General features: G+C 45.9%; 16 protein-coding genes. 3 read left to right on the top strand and 13 right to left on the bottom strand.

The window, feature by feature from the left end; all coding sequences use genetic code 11:
* Positions 1-7 precede the first annotated feature (7 nt).
* The 7 genes from PQQ36_RS07485 to PQQ36_RS07455 are packed head-to-tail and all read right to left on the bottom strand — an operon-like array spanning position 8 to position 4,772.
* Positions 8-262, bottom strand: a complete 255-nt coding sequence (locus PQQ36_RS07485) for a hypothetical protein (protein ID WP_011151044.1) — start codon at positions 260-262, stop codon at positions 8-10.
* Between the two features lie 10 nt (positions 263-272).
* Positions 273-1,739, bottom strand: coding sequence for a type II and III secretion system protein family protein (locus tag PQQ36_RS07480; RefSeq protein WP_047108736.1), 1,467 nt, complete (start codon positions 1,737-1,739; stop codon positions 273-275).
* A 10-nt stretch (positions 1,740-1,749) separates the two neighbouring features.
* The gene (gene cpaB / locus PQQ36_RS07475) at positions 1,750-2,496 is read right to left on the bottom strand and encodes a Flp pilus assembly protein CpaB (RefSeq protein WP_273660621.1); all 747 of its coding nucleotides are present in this window, start codon (positions 2,494-2,496) and stop codon (positions 1,750-1,752) included.
* A complete protein-coding gene (locus tag PQQ36_RS07470; protein WP_273660620.1) occupies positions 2,493-3,839 on the bottom strand; it encodes an AAA family ATPase in 1,347 nt (448 codons plus the stop codon). Before PQQ36_RS07470 ends, cpaB begins: the two co-directional genes overlap by 4 nt.
* A 27-nt stretch (positions 3,840-3,866) precedes the next feature.
* Positions 3,867-4,385, bottom strand: coding sequence for a prepilin peptidase (locus PQQ36_RS07465; RefSeq protein WP_273660619.1), 519 nt, complete (start codon positions 4,383-4,385; stop codon positions 3,867-3,869).
* Between the two features lie 34 nt (positions 4,386-4,419).
* The gene (locus PQQ36_RS07460) at positions 4,420-4,587 is read right to left on the bottom strand and encodes a Flp family type IVb pilin (RefSeq protein ID WP_011151049.1); all 168 of its coding nucleotides are present in this window, start codon (positions 4,585-4,587) and stop codon (positions 4,420-4,422) included.
* Between the two features lie 11 nt (positions 4,588-4,598).
* On the bottom strand, positions 4,599-4,772 hold the full coding sequence (locus PQQ36_RS07455) for a Flp family type IVb pilin (protein WP_011151050.1): 174 nt from the start codon (positions 4,770-4,772) through the stop codon (positions 4,599-4,601).
* Positions 4,773-5,216: 444 nt separating this feature from the next.
* Here PQQ36_RS07455 and PQQ36_RS07450 point away from each other — a divergent pair, with 444 nt between their 5' ends.
* Both PQQ36_RS07450 and PQQ36_RS07445 read left to right on the top strand, forming a co-directional pair.
* The gene (locus PQQ36_RS07450; RefSeq protein ID WP_038969688.1) at positions 5,217-5,945 is read left to right on the top strand and encodes a helix-turn-helix transcriptional regulator; all 729 of its coding nucleotides are present in this window, start codon (positions 5,217-5,219) and stop codon (positions 5,943-5,945) included.
* Positions 5,946-6,064: 119 nt separating this feature from the next.
* A complete protein-coding gene (locus PQQ36_RS07445; RefSeq protein ID WP_011151051.1) occupies positions 6,065-7,750 on the top strand; it encodes an AMP-binding protein in 1,686 nt (561 codons plus the stop codon).
* Between the two features lie 76 nt (positions 7,751-7,826).
* On the opposite strand, the gene PQQ36_RS07440 is transcribed toward PQQ36_RS07445, so the two are convergent.
* Complete coding sequence (locus tag PQQ36_RS07440; RefSeq protein ID WP_172571904.1) at positions 7,827-8,030, bottom strand: DUF1127 domain-containing protein; 204 nt, start codon at positions 8,028-8,030, stop codon at positions 7,827-7,829.
* Positions 8,031-8,129: 99 nt separating this feature from the next.
* Here PQQ36_RS07440 and PQQ36_RS07435 point away from each other — a divergent pair, with 99 nt between their 5' ends.
* Complete coding sequence (locus PQQ36_RS07435; protein WP_172571905.1) at positions 8,130-9,053, top strand: LysR substrate-binding domain-containing protein; 924 nt, start codon at positions 8,130-8,132, stop codon at positions 9,051-9,053.
* A 154-nt stretch (positions 9,054-9,207) separates the two neighbouring features.
* Here the strand turns inward: PQQ36_RS07435 and fusA are convergent, their stop codons facing one another.
* The 5 genes from fusA to radA form a co-directional block, all read right to left on the bottom strand.
* Complete coding sequence (gene fusA, locus PQQ36_RS07430) at positions 9,208-11,295, bottom strand: elongation factor G (protein WP_225454424.1); 2,088 nt, start codon at positions 11,293-11,295, stop codon at positions 9,208-9,210.
* A gap of 124 nt (positions 11,296-11,419) precedes the next feature.
* Complete coding sequence (locus PQQ36_RS07425) at positions 11,420-12,343, bottom strand: haloacid dehalogenase-like hydrolase (protein WP_225463666.1); 924 nt, start codon at positions 12,341-12,343, stop codon at positions 11,420-11,422.
* Positions 12,344-13,555 carry a mechanosensitive ion channel protein MscS gene (locus PQQ36_RS07420; RefSeq protein ID WP_225470445.1) on the bottom strand — a complete coding sequence of 404 codons (1,212 nt, stop codon included), beginning with the start codon at positions 13,553-13,555 and terminating at the stop codon, positions 12,344-12,346.
* Positions 13,545-15,080: a diguanylate cyclase gene (locus PQQ36_RS07415; RefSeq protein ID WP_206623800.1), complete on the bottom strand. Its 1,536-nt coding sequence runs from the start codon at positions 15,078-15,080 to the stop codon at positions 13,545-13,547. Before PQQ36_RS07415 ends, PQQ36_RS07420 begins: the two co-directional genes overlap by 11 nt.
* Before the next feature lie 177 nt (positions 15,081-15,257).
* Complete coding sequence (gene radA, locus PQQ36_RS07410; protein WP_072611336.1) at positions 15,258-16,637, bottom strand: DNA repair protein RadA; 1,380 nt, start codon at positions 16,635-16,637, stop codon at positions 15,258-15,260.
* Between the last annotated feature and the right edge of the window lie 52 nt (positions 16,638-16,689).

Below are 16,689 nucleotides of genomic sequence, written 5' to 3'. Positions count from 1 at the left end.
ACGGCCGTTATTTAAAACCGTTGATAACTTGGCTACTACTACTCGACATGCTTTCAGTTTTCTTACCGAGGTAAAGCTGATAAGCACTGTCCATTTTATCGCCACTGCCGTAAGGAATAAGGTCCAGGTTTTCCTGGGTTGCGTCTGGATTATAGGTTTGCTCTGCTTTAAGTTTAGCCACATGTTGGCCCAAAGGCGCATCATTTGCACAGCCACTTAAAAAAGAGACAGCCATAAAAAGTAGTGCAAAATAGGTTTTCATCTCTCTCTCCTTACAGGCTGTGGCCAAATTCGCCTTCAGTGCCACCCTGCCCATTTTGTAAAAACTCGGGCTCAGGTTGCATAGCCGCATTCGCGTTGGTGGGCGATTCTGCGATATAAGCGCCGACACCAAGTAAGTAATATTTCAGATCGCTCGGTTCGACAAAGGCATCGGTCGGCAGAGTAATTTTGCTACGGTCGATTGGCTTCGCGAGCCTTGGCGTCACCAAAATCACCAGTTCGGTTTCACCGGAAATATAATCTTGGCTACTAAAGAGTTGTCCCAAGACTGGAATATCGCCAAAGCCGGGCATTTTGCTACTGACATCGCGTACATTTTCACTCAAGAGACCCGCAATACCGATGGTTTGACCATCCGCAAGCTCTAAGGTTGAAGACGCTGAGCGACGTGTGATGGGGGGAATAAAATAGCTGGCATTGGTGCCACCCGGGCTTAAGGTCAGCGTATTGGAAGCCGCGATTTCACTCACGTCCACCGCCAAGTTAAGATTGATGCGTTTGTCACTCAAGATGGTCGGAACAAACTTCAATCCCACCCCATACTCTTTGTATTCAATGGTGACGCCATCGCTGTCTGGTACTGGAATCGGGAACTCCCCACCAGCGAGAAACTCCGCTTTCGCGCCACTTAACGCCGTCAAATTCGGCTCTGCCAATACTTTGGCCACGCCATTTTCTTTGGCAATGTCTAACGCAAAAGTAAACAGGGTGTCGCCATCAATGAAGGTACTCAATAGCCCGGTGCTGTCGATCCCTGGCACGTTGAAGATAGGGCCTACACCGCCACCGATGTCATCAATGATGCCGCCAGCGGAAGTTGCCCCCCATGAGAAGCTGCCGTTGTTTTCGAAAAAGTGGAAGTTAGAGTCAAAACGTCTGACCAAGCTGCGCTGCACTTCTGCCACGGTCACTTCTAGCATCACCTGCTGGGCACCGCCGATCGTCATTAAGTTGATCACACCACTTTTTTCCACCTGACTGTTTAACGAGGCAGTGGCTTCATCCGCTTGTTGCCCCGCCGCATAGGTTTCTGCCACACGCAAAGCGATGTTCATTTTTTCTTGAGTGCTGACCATACCACTTAAAATTAAGCGATTTTGTGCACTGTGGACTTGAATCGGTTCCTCTGGCAGAAACTCATAAAGCTTTTGCTTGAGGCTATTGAGATCGTGTGTGACTTCAATGTTGATCGATTCAATTAAGTTCCCGCGGCTGTCCCATGCCATTAGGTTCGTTGAGCCTAACTTACGACCGATCAAGAACAGTTCATCGGATTTCAACATCACGATGTCTAACACTTCAGGATCGCCAAGCGAGACGCGTTTTGCTTTACCTGACAACGCAACAAACGTCGATTTGTGATGCGGTACCGTGACCACTTTCCCCGTTTGTGTCGCTCCGTAAGCGGTAAAGACACTCAGCACGCCTAACGTAAAGACTAAAATCAAAATTTTCATGCGTCACACCTTATTCTTTTACCTGAATCTTCGATGACTCCGTCCCTTTGATTATGGTGACACTAGGGGCGACATAACGACGAACCACTTTTTCCTCAGGCTCGTGTGGATTACGCAAGGTGAGTTGGATTTCACCTTTGCTCTTGGCACTCAACAGTTTTTCCGCCTGATCCGGTGTGACTTCCAATGTCACCGCTCGAACGATGATCGGCTTGTTCTCTTTGGTTCTGGCCGTTTGGTCCACCGCCAATACCTTGATGTCTTTCAGCACGGTTTTAGTGACCGCTGAACCTTTGCTGTAAGAGATGGTATTGAGTACATCAACACGGTTTCCCGGCAGCAAGAAACCCGCCACGCCAATCACATCATTCACGCGAATGGTAATGGCTCGTTTGTTCTCTGGAATTAACGCAGCAAGCGTCGAGCCCTCACTAGGCACGGTTAAACGCTGCTCTATGATGATTTCACCAGGGTAAATTGCTCCCGCAACGATTTGCCCCACCAGCTCTTTAGGATCGGTATATTGCGAGAGCTCACGCCACGATTTTTCCAACAGTTTTGTGGTGAGGTGCTGCGGCTCAATCACACTGCCAGCCGGAATTTCTATGGCCGCAATCACCACAGGTTCTCGCTCAACCACTTCAACATCTTGTTGAGGCGTCAGCTGCTTATCCATCCACTGCTTGGCAAAAAATACGGCCGCCAAACCAAATAAAATTGAGAGTAAAAACAGTAAAATAATTTGGTTACGACTCATCGTGCACCTCCGCCTTTACCATCCGCGGTAAAGTAAACTTCCCAAGCCCTTTCTAGTACTTGCCGAGTGATCACGGGCTCTGACTCTTCAAAAGCAACAATATCGCGGCTGATACCCGCAATGTCTTTTGGCAAACAAGGATAATAGCCAACACTATGTTGCTCATGCAGTTCGGTTAATCGGTCAAACAACCCCGGCTCAAGTGATAGCGATTTTCCGCATGCCATGATTTGCCATAGCTCTTGGTACTCATCTTTCATAAGCGGCTGGAACTGGATCTTGTAACCTAAACGGCGCAAGAAAGCGGGGTCACTGATTTTTTCTGGATCTAAGTTGGTTGAAAACGCCAACGTGAGAATAAAAGGAATGGTTATTTGTTGGCCATTCGGCAAAGAGAGGTAATCGTAGAAATACTCCATCGGCACAATCCAGCGGTTGAGCAGTGTCGCCACCGGCATGGGTTGACGGCCCAAGTCATCGATAATGAAGATGCCGTTATTAGCCATCATTTGCAGGGGTGCCATCCAGACTCGATTGTGTTGAGAGTGGTTCACTTCCAGCATTTCCATGGTGAGCTCCCCACCCACCTGAATACTGGGTCGCTCACATAGCGCCCAGCGCTTATCAAACTGATCCTTAAACACCAACGATTGCTGGCTACTCTCTTCTTCCACTTTTTTATGATGCTGAGGGGTAAACACCTTGATAATGTTACCTGCGGCATAGACGGAGTAAGGAATAAACACAGATGTATTCAAAGAGTTAAGTAACCGAGTGGCCACAAAAGTTTTTCCTGTACCAGCATCACCATAGAGGAGCAATGCTCGACCTGAATTAATCGCTGGGCCCAATACCGCGACCATACGATGCGCACCAAGCACATCTTTAAACGCGTATTCCACATCGGCTCGATTGACGATTTTTGCCCGGACATCTTGCGCTTTAACCATCTCAGAGTATTCCACCACCGAAACAGGGCACGGGCCTAAGTAAGCATCTTTAATAAACGCATCGTCCGCCTCTTCCATACCTGATTCCGATAGAGCATAAAGAATTCTCGTGCCTTGGTTAGCCTCTCCAAATGCTGCGGGATCCGATTGAAAAACTTCGACAAGGGATTTTTTACGCAAAACAGCCAGCACTTCATCAACAATGTGGCTGTTGAGCCCCATCAAACGCGTCAACGTCAGTAGGTCCGATTTGGGGTATGCCGCCAATTGCTTGATCAGCAAATTCTCAACCACGACAGGTGGAATTTTCAATTGATTTAATGAGGTTGGCACCTTCGGTGGAGCGGCTTGAGGCGTCAGTTTATCTCTGTGTTTCGCTGTGGGTTCTGCCATGAAAGCCCCCTACTTATTATGCTCATACTAAAAGTAATGAAACAGCGCTAACCCAATTACAACGGCGGGTGCAAACGGCATGGTAAGTTTTCCTTGAACAACCACTTCTGATGGATAAACAGAAAGTAAAGGAACCTGACCTGACATTGCTTGAAACGAATATCGACCAACCAATTTCTGCAAAGAATCAGGATATTGAGCGTAGTGAAGCATCATGAAAAACAGCGCAACGAGCCCGGCAGAAAGTGTAATCCAGTAGGCTACTTCGCCCATGGCATCCCAGCCGATCACTACACCAACTACGCCAAGAAGCTTTACATCACCCGGAGACATCGCCCTAAGGAAAAAAAGGACCAAGCCACTGCTAAAATAGATTACGCCTGCACCTATCGCTAAAAACAGCTGACTGGAATCCCCCTTGCCCACCCAATGTAAGCAAGCAAGAAGAGTCAGGGGCAAAAGCCACGCATTTGGTATTCGGTTATCTCTGGCGTCGTAAACGGCAACCACCAGCAAGCAAAACCATATCAAACTGTTTATGACCACCTGCCTCTCCTTCCATAGAGTGGAATGTCAGCGACTAGCTAAGAGCACCATCGATCTTGTTATTTAGCTTAGTGTCGTATCCAGAAAAGAGAGTCCCTATGGCTAACACCAGTAGCGCCGCCCCAACAACGTATTCCACAACACTTAATCCTTCTTCATCGAGAAGAAAATCGACGCTAGCTTTCATATGTCTAAGCAACATCTTAAGCCTCTCTAAGAACCGCTACCTACAGCTCCATCCAGTTTGCTCTGAAGGTTATCACCCAAATTGTTAAACACGAGCCCTAGAGCAACAACCAGTAGCGCTGCACCCACAACGTATTCAACAACCGACAAACCTTCTTCATCTTGCATAAACGCTTTCGCTTTGTGTAATAGATTGCTCATTGTGTCTCTCCTTCCATAAGCAACGAACTTGCCCTTTAAAGTTAGAGGTCGCTAAATAAAGACGTTAGGACTTTTTTGTCTTTTACTAGTACTTTTTTACGACTTTACGCAAATTCTTCATTGTCCTTCTATCACTAGAGAGCAGAAAGCGCTCAACCACTACTAAAGTCTAATCACTAAAAGTAAATGAAATAAAAGGCAAATACTGTTCGTGCGCGTTTCTTTGAATCACCTATCACTGCACAAACCAAAAGGATCACTTTTTTTGTTGGCACTTTTTTGTGGCAGCACTAACCTTTTTGTATGAGAGCAGAATCTGCAAAGCACCACCAAGGTGACCACACTGAGGCACAAAGGGATAATTTGGGACAACACACTCTTCGCCCTTTGAAAGGCAAACAATAGCTGCTTGATATTCATATTTCAGTTTGAGGGGGAATCAGCATGGAAGTGAGACGTACCGCTCATTGGCTGGGAAGCTCAGTCCGCCTGCTTGAGAAAACCGAAAAAGATCTTATTCTCAATACGTTCACTCTGATTGAACATGACACAGACGTCTCTATTCTCAGTGAGCCGAGTACCCAGTTTGCCTTTTTTTTCATCCATTCAGAAGAGCAGTACCCGCTACTGCTGACAGCGCTAAAACTCAGTATCAATCTCAATAAGAAGTTGATTTTAATCCACTCTCGGCCGATTGAGTTGGGCTCTTACTATCACTCTGCCGTTTTCGACCATCTCAATCTTTCTTTACAAAACACCCAAGAATGGTTGAAACAGCTTATCTCAAGAATGAATCTACGATGGTATGTTGAGCTCGGTGGCAACACTTCTACACAAGCAGCCGCTCCTATGATTAGCCAAGCGTTACAATCTTTGCTAAATCACATCGACAACAACATCAGCAATGTCATTCGCGAAGAAGATGCCGCCTCATTTTGCCACTACTCCGTTACCTATTTTTCTAAAGTATTTCACAAAGAGATTGGACTCAGCTTCCGAGATTACTTGTCCAACAAACGCATCAATCTTGCCAAACAACTGTTGCTCGAAGATCGCCATGCGAAAATCGCCTTTATCGCTTATCAATGTGGTTATCGAGACGTGTCGTATTTTTCGCGCATATTCAAAAAGAAAACCGGAGTAAGCCCAGGGAAATATCGACTTTCTAACTAGCTCAAATTCTTGTCTCACATCCGTTTTTTTTTATTTCTGATGAGCATAAAGCATGCTATGGTTAACAATAAATTAACATAACAATAATACTTGTTTTGCCAATAACATGGAGTTAGAGAATGATTCAACCTAACGAGTTAAGCAAACCGCAACTTGCTCTCCCTACCCCAAGCGATATGATCCTGAAATGGGCAAAGGAACGCCCACATGAGGTATATCTAAAACAGATCATCAACCGACAGTTTGTTGAATTCACCTATTCAGAAGTAGCCGACAAAGCCCTTCGCTTAGTCACTGCACTCAAAGAACTGGGAGCGGAACCTGGCGATAGAATCGCGCTGATCTCTAAAAACTGCGCGGAGTGGTTTATTTGTGACTTAGCCATGATGCTAGGTGACTATGTGAGCGTACCGATTTTCCCAACCGCCGGAGCGGATACGATTGAATACTGCATCACACACAGTGAAAGTAAAATCCTCATTGCCGGTAAACTAGATGATGCCGCCGCGACTCAGAAAGTGATCGATGATCTGGTGGACGTGAAAAGCATTGCTCTCCCATACGATAGCGCCCCGCATTGCCAATACCAATTTACCACGCTCATTTTGCAATCGGAGCCGAGCAGCGACAGGCCTCAGCACTACGACGATAAATTGATGTCACTGGTTTACACCTCGGGAACGTCCGGTCTACCGAAAGGGGCAATGCTCACGTACGGCGCGTTTTCATGGTCTGTTCAGCAGTTAATTAACCATATTGGTATTCAGCCCAACGATCGATTGTTCTCTTATTTGCCACTGGCACATATCACAGAACGCGTCTATATCTTCGGTTCTTCCATTATGGGAGGGGTACCTACCGCCTTCCCTGAATCTTTGGATACCTTTATCGAAGACGTAAAAATGCAGCGTCCAACATTGTTTATTTCTGTGCCACGCTTATGGACCTTATTCCAGCAACGTATTCAAGACAAACTGCCCCAAAAACGCCTCAACTTCCTACTCAAAATCCCATTTGTCAGCGGTTTGATTAAGAAGAAGTTGGCCGATGGCCTTGGCCTGGATCAAGCCCGAGTGCTGGGTTGTGGCTCCGCTCCAGTCTCTCCAGCCTTACTCGCGTGGTATCACAGTGTTGGCTTGAACATTACCGAAGCTTGGGGGATGACAGAATCGTTCGCTTATAGCACCTTAAACTACCCATTTAGAGCCGACAAAATAGGCTCGGTTGGCAACGCAGGACCCGGTATTGAGCTCAAAATTGCAGCTGATGATGAGATCATGGTTCGTGGCAAGGGGCTATTTTCTGGATACTACAAAAACGACATTGCCACTCAAGAAGCTTTTGATAAAGAAGGCTGGCTACACACTGGCGATATTGGTCGACTGGATGCCGAAGGGTATCTCACCATTCAAGGTCGTAAGAAAGACACCTTTAAAACGGCCAAAGGCAAGTTTGTTTCACCTGTCCCTATTGAGAATAAACTCTTTGAATATAGCCGAGTAGAAATGATGTGTTTGATTGGCCTCGGCTTGCCAGCGCCAATCTTATTGGTGGTTCCGCATAACTTCCCGAACTTCGATCGCGATCGCTATGAACGCACAACTAAACGTGTGATTGCCAAAATGAACGCGGAACTCGAATCGCACGAGCAGATCAAAGGGGTGTTGATGATCAAAGACCCTTGGAGTATCGACAATGGCATCCTAACGCCAACGTTAAAAATCAAACGACATGTCTTGGAACAGAAATACCACGAAGTGGGGCAAAACTGGCCAAAAGATAAGCTCGTGGTGTGGGAAGAATAACCTGTACTAATTCACACCTAAGCTTCGTTGATATCGAGCTGACTCACCAAGCTGTGAGTCAGCCTCGACTTAATACTCAATCCCAAAAGCTCCGTTTGACTTCATCACGTACCTGCTCTTTTGTTAGACCCACATCTTTATACAAATGATCTGAGAGATGAGATAAATGAGATCTCGTCGAATGATTGCGCCTCCAACGCTCGATTTCATTCAATAATTTCTTAATCAAACTCAACTCTGATGTTTTAGTTAATGCGTGATGATTGATATTGGATTCCATAACTTCACCTTGCTTTGTTTGTCTTTCAAGGCTAATAATCTCTCTATCAATACAAAGCCTCAAACGATACAAATTGACATTGAGTTAAGGAAAACTTAAGTGAAAGAGCGTATGCCACCTTTGCAAGGTCTTTATTACTTTTACGTTGCATGTCAAACAGGGAGTTTTAAACTCGCAGCTGAACAACTATTTGTGTCTGCGGCGGCAGTGAGCCAGCAAATAAGACAGCTAGAAGAATCATTGAACATTCCCCTTTTTATCCGACAACATCGAAAAGTCACCCTCACTCCAGAAGGAAAAGTGCTTTTCGAACAAGCTCAAAAAGGCTTTGCTCATCTTCAAGAAGGCGTCCGTTTGATCAGCTCGGATGCTAATCCCAACCAACTTTCCGTCTCCACCCTACCTTCTTTCGCTCAACACTGGTTAGTCCCTAGGCTGACTGCATTTAAGAAACAGCAAAATGAGATTTCGCTGCTACTAGAACCCACGAATCAACTCGTCACCTTTGAAGACTCCAAGATCGATTTAAGTATTCGATACGGGCGCGGAAAATACCCCAATATAGAAACAAAGTGGTTAATGGACGATCTCGTGTACCCAGTCTGTCACCCAATCTACGCACAACAGCATCACTTGCACGATTTAGGTGACATTACTAGAGCGGATTTAATTGAAGATACTTGGCCTGATATGGACTGGGAAACGTTTATGAGAAGTGTAGGTTTAACGGGCGGCCATTCCACCATTCAATATGACGGATCTCATTTTGTGTTGGAAGGCGCTCTTGCCGTTCAGGGCGTGGCGCTCGTCAAACATTCATTGGCTGCACGCTATATCCAAGAAGGTAAACTGGTCCGCATCGGAGATATTGCGATGAAAACCCGCTATAGCTACTACATCTGTGCCCCTTCGAGTTACTTCCAACGCAAGAAAGTAAAGCTCTTTCATCAGTGGCTACTTATGGAAATTGAAGGTTTTCAAAACACCTATCCCGTTACTGGTGAACTGGTTGAAGAGCAATAGAGACCGTTCAGATTAATGGTCACTCGCTGATCGTTACTAGAAACTGAGAGTCACTAAAGACACACAGTTGCTAACGGTTGATAGTTATAAAAGACAGAAAAAGAAAAACCCGCAGCACGCTGCGGGTTTTATTGTTATTGAGTTAACTTAAGAATTACTTCTTAGCGTTACGCTCTTTAACTTCAGCAATTACTTGCTCTGCTACGTTGCTTGGACAAGCTGAGTAGTGAGAGAACTCCATAGAGAACTGACCACGACCAGAAGTCATTGTACGTAGAGTACCGATGTAGCCGAACATTTCTGAAAGTGGTACGTCTGCTTTAACGCGAACGCCAGTTGCACCCATTTCTTGGTTCTTGATCATGCCGCGACGACGGTTCAAGTCACCGATTACGTCACCAACGTGGTCTTCTGGAGTGAACACGTCAACTTTCATGATTGGCTCAAGAAGCTGAGGACCTGCTTTAGGCATTGATTGACGGAATGCGCCTTTCGCTGCGATTTCAAATGCGATTGCAGATGAGTCAACTGCGTGGAAGCCACCGTCGAATAGCTCAACTTCAACGTCTAGCGTTGGGAAGCCAGCTAGAACACCGTTCTGCATCATGCCTTCGAAGCCTTTCTCTACTGCAGGCCAGAATTCTTTAGGTACGTTACCACCAACAACGGTTGACTTGAACGTGAAGCCAGAGTTTGGCTCACCTGGTTTGATGCGGTAGTCGATCTTACCGAACTGACCAGAACCACCAGACTGCTTCTTGTGCGTGTAGCTGTCTTCAACTGCTTTCGTGATAGTTTCACGGTAAGCTACCTGTGGAGCACCTACTTCTAGCTCAACGCCGTAAGTACGCTTCAGGATGTCAACTTTGATGTCTAGGTGAAGTTCGCCCATACCTTTAAGGATGGTTTCGCCAGAATCTTCGTCAGTTTCAACTTGGAATGATGGATCTTCTGCAACCATTTTACCGATCGCGATACCCATTTTCTCAGAACCGTTTTTATCTTTAGGCTTAACAGCGATAGAGATTACTGGGTCTGGGAAGATCATTGGCTCAAGAGTACATTCATGCTTAGGATCACATAGAGTGTGACCAGTTTGAACGTTCTTCATACCAACAACAGCGATGATGTCACCCGCTTGAGCTGCTTCAAGTTCGTTACGGTCGTTTGCGTGCATTTCCACCATACGGCCGATACGCTCAGTCTTACCAGTTGCACTGTTAAGAACTGTGTCACCTTTCTTCAGACGACCTGAGTAGATACGGATGAAGGTTAGAGCACCGAAACGGTCGTCCATGATCTTGAACGCTAGCGCTTTTAGAGGCGCGTCAACAGATACTGTTGCAACTTCACCAGTTGGTTCACCCGTTTCTGGGTTAGTCAGTGGTTGAGGCTCAACTTCTGTTGGAGACGGTAGGTAATCGACAACTGCGTCTAGTACAAGTTGCATACCTTTGTTTTTGAATGCAGAACCACAGTACGTTGGGAAGAACGCTAGATCACGAGTACCTTTACGGATACAAGCTTTGATTTGCTCGATAGATGGCTCTTCGCCTTCCATGTAAGCCATCATTAGCTCATCGTCTTGCTCAACAGCAGATTCGATCATCATCTCACGGTATTCTTCAACTTGATCTACCATGTCTGCTGGGATTTCTTTGATTTCGTAGTTTTCTGGAAGACCTGAGTCATCCCATACGAATGCTTGACGAGTCAATACGTCAACTACACCTACGAACTCGTCTTCACGGCCGATAGGTAGAGTCATAACTAGAGGGTTAGCGCCTAGTACTTTCTTCACTTGCTCAACAACGCGGAAGAAGTCTGCACCCATACGGTCTAGTTTGTTTACGAAGATCAGACGAGATACTTCTGATTCGTTCGCGTAACGCCAGTTAGTTTCTGACTGAGGCTCAACGCCGCCAGAACCACAGAATACACCGATACCACCATCAAGAACTTTAAGAGAACGGTAAACTTCAACAGTGAAGTCAACGTGTCCCGGGGTGTCGATTACGTTAAAACGGTGGTCTTTCCAGAAACAAGTAGTCGCAGCAGACTGGATAGTGATACCGCGCTCTGCTTCCTGATCCATGAAGTCCATGGTTGATGCGCCGTCGTGTACTTCGCCTAGACGGTGGATTTTACCAGTAAGCTTCAAGATACGCTCAGTGGTAGTGGTTTTACCCGCGTCAACGTGCGCGAAAATACCAATGTTTCTGTATTTTGATAAATCTGCCATTGTCTTACTCTGTTAATAAGGTATAAAGTGCGCGCAGAGTATATCACAATCTGTCAAGACTGATACCCTTGCGTGCAATTAGGTGAGAAAAATTTTCTTCCACCTCAGTAAAGCCCATCAAGACCTAGATTGCAAAAGGGATTCTCTCTTTTTTCACTGGATTTTCAAACGCAAAAATCTCACACCAGTGGTCTCGAATAGAGACAATATCCACTCGCTGTAAACGCGTTTTTAGCTCCAGTTTAAATAGGGGGTCAAACGCATATGAATACTCTCGGTTTGAGTCATCATGATGAATGCAGCACGCGATCGCTCTATCATCCCCTTCCAATACATAGTGAAGCTGTTCCGCATCACCCAGCGTATTGCCAAATGCCATTAATGGTTTGATAGCAAATTTTGCTTTCAACTGTTTGACCTTTTCCGGCCCAATATTAATAACGAACGAATACGGTTCATCAAACAAGCCTATTTGTGAACCGATGACATCTTCTTCATTAATAGCTAACCAAGGCTGACACCAAGCTTGAACAAACGCTGTTGTACTGCCGGAATTAATCACGCAACGAAAGTTATGCCGCCGTAAGTAATCCATTAACGCAAGCATTGGGGTATAAAAGAGCTGTTGATAGCTCACTTGGAATCTTGGATGCCGCGTCTCACTGAGCCATGTTTTCACCTTCTGCTGATAGGCTTCGACGGTGATATCCGAGAAAACTCGACGAAATAAAGAGGCATATTGCTCAGCCAATAATACTGGGTTGTCATGTTGACTTGCTGGCTGCACACTATTTACTAGTGAGCTGATGCTGGGGTGATACTGTTGATGTTGTGGCAGCGTCAGAGCATTGGTTAACTCCGAGCGCCAAAACGCCAGTTCATTAATACCGGGTTTTTCGCACCAAAGCGTGCCATCCAAATCAAATACAGCGACTCTTTTGTCTTGAGGAACAAAATCAGGCAGGCTTGGGTCGCACCAACTCTCGACTTGTTGCTGAATGCGAGGCCAAACAGAGTCAGGAGTCCAACCATGATTAAACGGATTCATCTAGACCTCCGCTCGACAAGGAGTGTCAAATTGAGCCTTCTGCTCCGAAATCAAATACCAATCAGTCACCTCTCGCAAATCAGTATTAATCCCCATAATTTTTCCGCTCCAAATGAGCACTTGCCAAACAAGAATGCCAAAAGGCACATAGCCCATGTAGCCCAACAAAGGCATTTCTGTTGGTAGAGGGAGCCAAGTTAAGTTTACGAAAGGAATGTCATAAACCCAGTAGTTCGGATTGGTGATCAACTGCGTGTCTGGGTGAGCACTGCCAAAGTTCCACATTTCCCAGAAGAAGCCATTGATCAATGAAGCCATACCAACCAAGGCTGCTGCCGTCCAATTACCCGATGCCAAAATGCCGTGGAAGGGATTCCAAATGCCATATCGCTCGAGTACCCCGGTCATGACGGCCATCGGACCAATCCAAACAGCCCAGAACAGTAATTTCGGGAAGAACACCATGAGAAAGATCGACGCCAATCCACCGTAGATAAGCCAATTCGGCTTGAGATGCCAAACAGGCCCAAAACGATAACGCTTTCTGATGGAAGGAAAGGAACAAAGTAAGGTGTACCACTGCATAATAGCGGGCGTCACAGTGGTATAAGAGAAACAAAAGAGTAGCAAGATCATTTCTCGGCTCAATAACGTTTTTTCTGCATTTGGGTAGTACCAGTTTTCTAATACAAAATAATCGTAGTACTCAAAATACATCCAACCAAAAAACGACACGCCAGCCATAAATAGGAGAAGACCCGGTTTGGTTGCACAAAGTGAACGGCCGCCATTAAATCGATAGACGATACCATCCAACAGAATGATAAAGCTCCACCAAAGTGGCGTGAAAGCATAGTACACCCAAGGTAACATCGCTTCACTTCTGCTCCACATTAACCACCAAAATAAAACCGTACCACCCAGTCCAATGTAAAACCACCATGGTAAATTGGCTCTAGTCGGTGAAGGCATCGGTTGTGTATTGCGTTTGAATCCCACCTTCTCTGGCCAAAACAGCACTAATAGTGCCCAAACAACAGCAACGAGCATCAACAAGAAATAAATCAGGTTAAAGCTCGGTTCTTCAACGATAAATTGAGGGGGAAAAACAAGAAAACCAGGGGGAATATGTGTGTCGGGATATTTGAAGAAAGCGGCAGCCAGTGGTACTAACATCGTGGCTAGGATTGGTAAAATCAGTTTAAGTCGCATGTGATTGTTTATTCCTTTTATACAAATACATGTTGTGATCGGCTTCCTCTATCGTTTTGCGATAGTTCTTATGATCTTTAAAATAGGCCACGCCAAAGCTGACACCAACAAACAGCGCCACCTCTTCACGAAGTTGTTTATCAATAAAATGAACCATATCGACCAGCTCTTGTAAGTGAGAATTCGGTAAAATAACGCCAAACTCATCGCCAGAAATCCTAAATAACTCGCAGTTGGAAGGAAGCATTTTTCTCATTTTCTCGCTGAAGACCAGCAACAGCTTGTCCCCCATGTCATGGCCATACTGATCGTTACAGATTTTCAAGCCATCTAAGTCGAGATAGATAAACGCTTCATTTTTGTTGGTTTTAGGCAGTCGATTTTCTAAAGCATACCGATTAGGTAGGCCTGTCAGGGTGTCGGTACTTGCCAGCTCTAGCATTTGTTGAGCATGAACAAGAGCGGCATTGCGCTCCTCTTCCACTCTGGTCATTTGATACGCAACCACGCAGGAAAGCAACATCACCTCAACCACAACCGCAATAAGGCCGATATGAGACATATAAATGGTTTGTAAACCGGCAATCTGCTCTTGGGAAATAGCAACCGCCGCCAAGACAAAGAAGCCTAAGTTAGCCAATACATACCAACGAGCAACTTTGCTCCCTTTGAAAATCATGCGAATACCGGCAAACATGCCGAAGGAAATAAACAAACCAACGGCGTGGCGATTAAATTCATTTTGCCAATTCGGTAAGAAGAAAGAGGCACTAAAGAACATCGCAAACAGAACGAGCAACCCACAACCAACGTAGTAAACCATCGGCGTTTCTTTCGATTTCACCTCTAGCAACTGCATGACAAACACCAGGTAAGCCATGTTTGAACATAAAATTGGCCAGCTAGCCCCACCAAACCACTGAATACCTAATAGATGATGAGCAACCAATAACGAAGTGCTGTTAAACAATAAATTGCCGAGAATAAACATCGCATAGCTAAAATCGACCAAGTTTTTTCGCGCAATCGACAAAACCAGATAATAGAAAAACAGCGAAAGGAGGATGCCTATGCCAGTGAGAGTAATCGCATTCCCAATACGAATATCCTCGAGATAAAGGCTTTTTTCCATGACAAATGTGGTGGGCGGCGCGATATTAAACTGTGAACGTTGTGCCGTGACAAGAGAGTATCGACCGGGCGCCAATTGAACTTCCTGCCCATGACGCAAAAAGAAATGTGCTGATTCAAGAGAGTCAATCCCACCTCGAGAAGACGCCACCAACTGGTTATTGGCATCATAAAGATAATGTTGATAGCGACCGATTAACGTGGAATTTCTGAAATCAATGACATACAAGCCCAGCTTGTTGACATCAAAGTTAAGTAAGCTGACATGATCGCCCCCCGTTAGGCTGAAAGCCTCAACAGGGGTCAATGATTGCGATACCCAAAGTGGTGTAGGCTGGCTGGTATTAAGCGGCCCCTGAAACCACTGGATAGCCTGCAACTCGACGGCAGCCATCTCCTTTGCAGCCGAAACAGTTGAAAAGCACAAACAAAAAAACAGTCCAAGATATCTTAGTAACATTTCTATCCATAAAAACGTCATTCTCCAAATACATTATGCAATATCTCAATAGAACTGACTAATTTCACACAGCAAAGAAAGCAACGCAATTCATGCTTCAATTCACAAAAATCATAATTCATCGAAGGCTGATATAGCATCGGCTAATTTTTTAACCCCATGGATCTGCATTCCGGGAATCCCACCTTTAGGCATATTCGCCAACGGCACGATGGCTTTCTTAAAGCCATGCTTGAAAGCTTCATTTAAACGTTCTTGGCCACTGGGGACAGGGCGAATTTCGCCAGCCAAGCCCACTTCACCAAATATCACCACATCTTTTGGTAAGGCTCTATCTCGAAAGCTGGACAGTAGCGCCATAATAAGCGCTAGATCCGCACTGGTTTCCGTTACTTTCACACCACCAACAACGTTGACAAACACGTCTTGGTCGGCCATTTGTAAACCACCATGCTTATGCAGCACCGCCAGCAGGAGCGACAAACGGTTTTGCTCAAGGCCCACGGCAACACGTCTTGGGTTGGCGAGTTGTGAGTAATCGACCAGTGCTTGGATCTCCACTAACAAAGGTCGGGTGCCTTCCCAAATCACCATCACAGAACTGCCTGACGTTTCTTCTTCACCACGAGACAAGAAAATCGCCGAAGGGTTACTCACCTCACGTAATCCCTGCCCTGTCATGGCAAACACCCCGAGCTCATTGACCGCGCCAAAACGGTTTTTATGGCTGCGAAGGGTACGAAAACGACTATCCGCATCACCATCCAGCAGCACAGAACAGTCAATAATGTGCTCCAACACTTTCGGCCCCGCCAAAGTGCCATCTTTTGTCACGTGGCCAACAATAAATACCGCCACATTGTTTTGCTTCGCATAACGAGTGAGCGCGGTGGCAGACTCGCGAACTTGCGCCACACTTCCCGGAGAAGATTGAACATCAGAGACATGCATCACCTGAATCGAGTCAATAACCATGATCTTAGGCTGAATTTGCTCAGCCACTTGGCAAATTTTATCGACATTGGTTTCTGACAGCATTTTTAAATGCTCTTTTGGTAGGCCCAGTCGAGAAGCACGCATCGCAACTTGTTGCAACGACTCTTCCCCTGTGACATAGAGTGCGTTCATGTTGGCGGAAAGTTGACACATAGTTTGCAACAGCAGCGTCGATTTACCCGCACCAGGGTTACCACCGATCAAGATCGCCGCACCGGGGACAATGCCGCCCCCCAAGACGCGATCAAGCTCTTTGAAGCCACTGGAAAAACGGGGTACTTCTTGCAAATCAATCTCAGACAACACCTGAACCTTTGATTCTGTTGCAGAGCCTGCATAACCAGATAAACGCTCGTTTCTCGCAGCGCTTGGCGATGCGGCCAATCTCACTTCGGTAATGGTATTCCATGAGCCACAGGCATTACATTGCCCTTGCCAACGCGGAAAATCCGCTCCACAGTCATTACATACATAAGCGCGTTTTGCTTTCGACATGCTGCCTCAAATTCTCAAGCTTGTGACCTAGTTAGACCACTGATCCGTTAAA

The sequence above is a fragment of the Vibrio sp. CCUG 15886 genome (assembly GCF_028570825.1).
GTDB lineage: Bacteria > Pseudomonadota > Gammaproteobacteria > Enterobacterales > Vibrionaceae > Vibrio > Vibrio vulnificus_B.
Note: the sequence above shows the minus strand (reverse complement) of the source record. Positions and strands in the feature narration are given on the sequence as shown.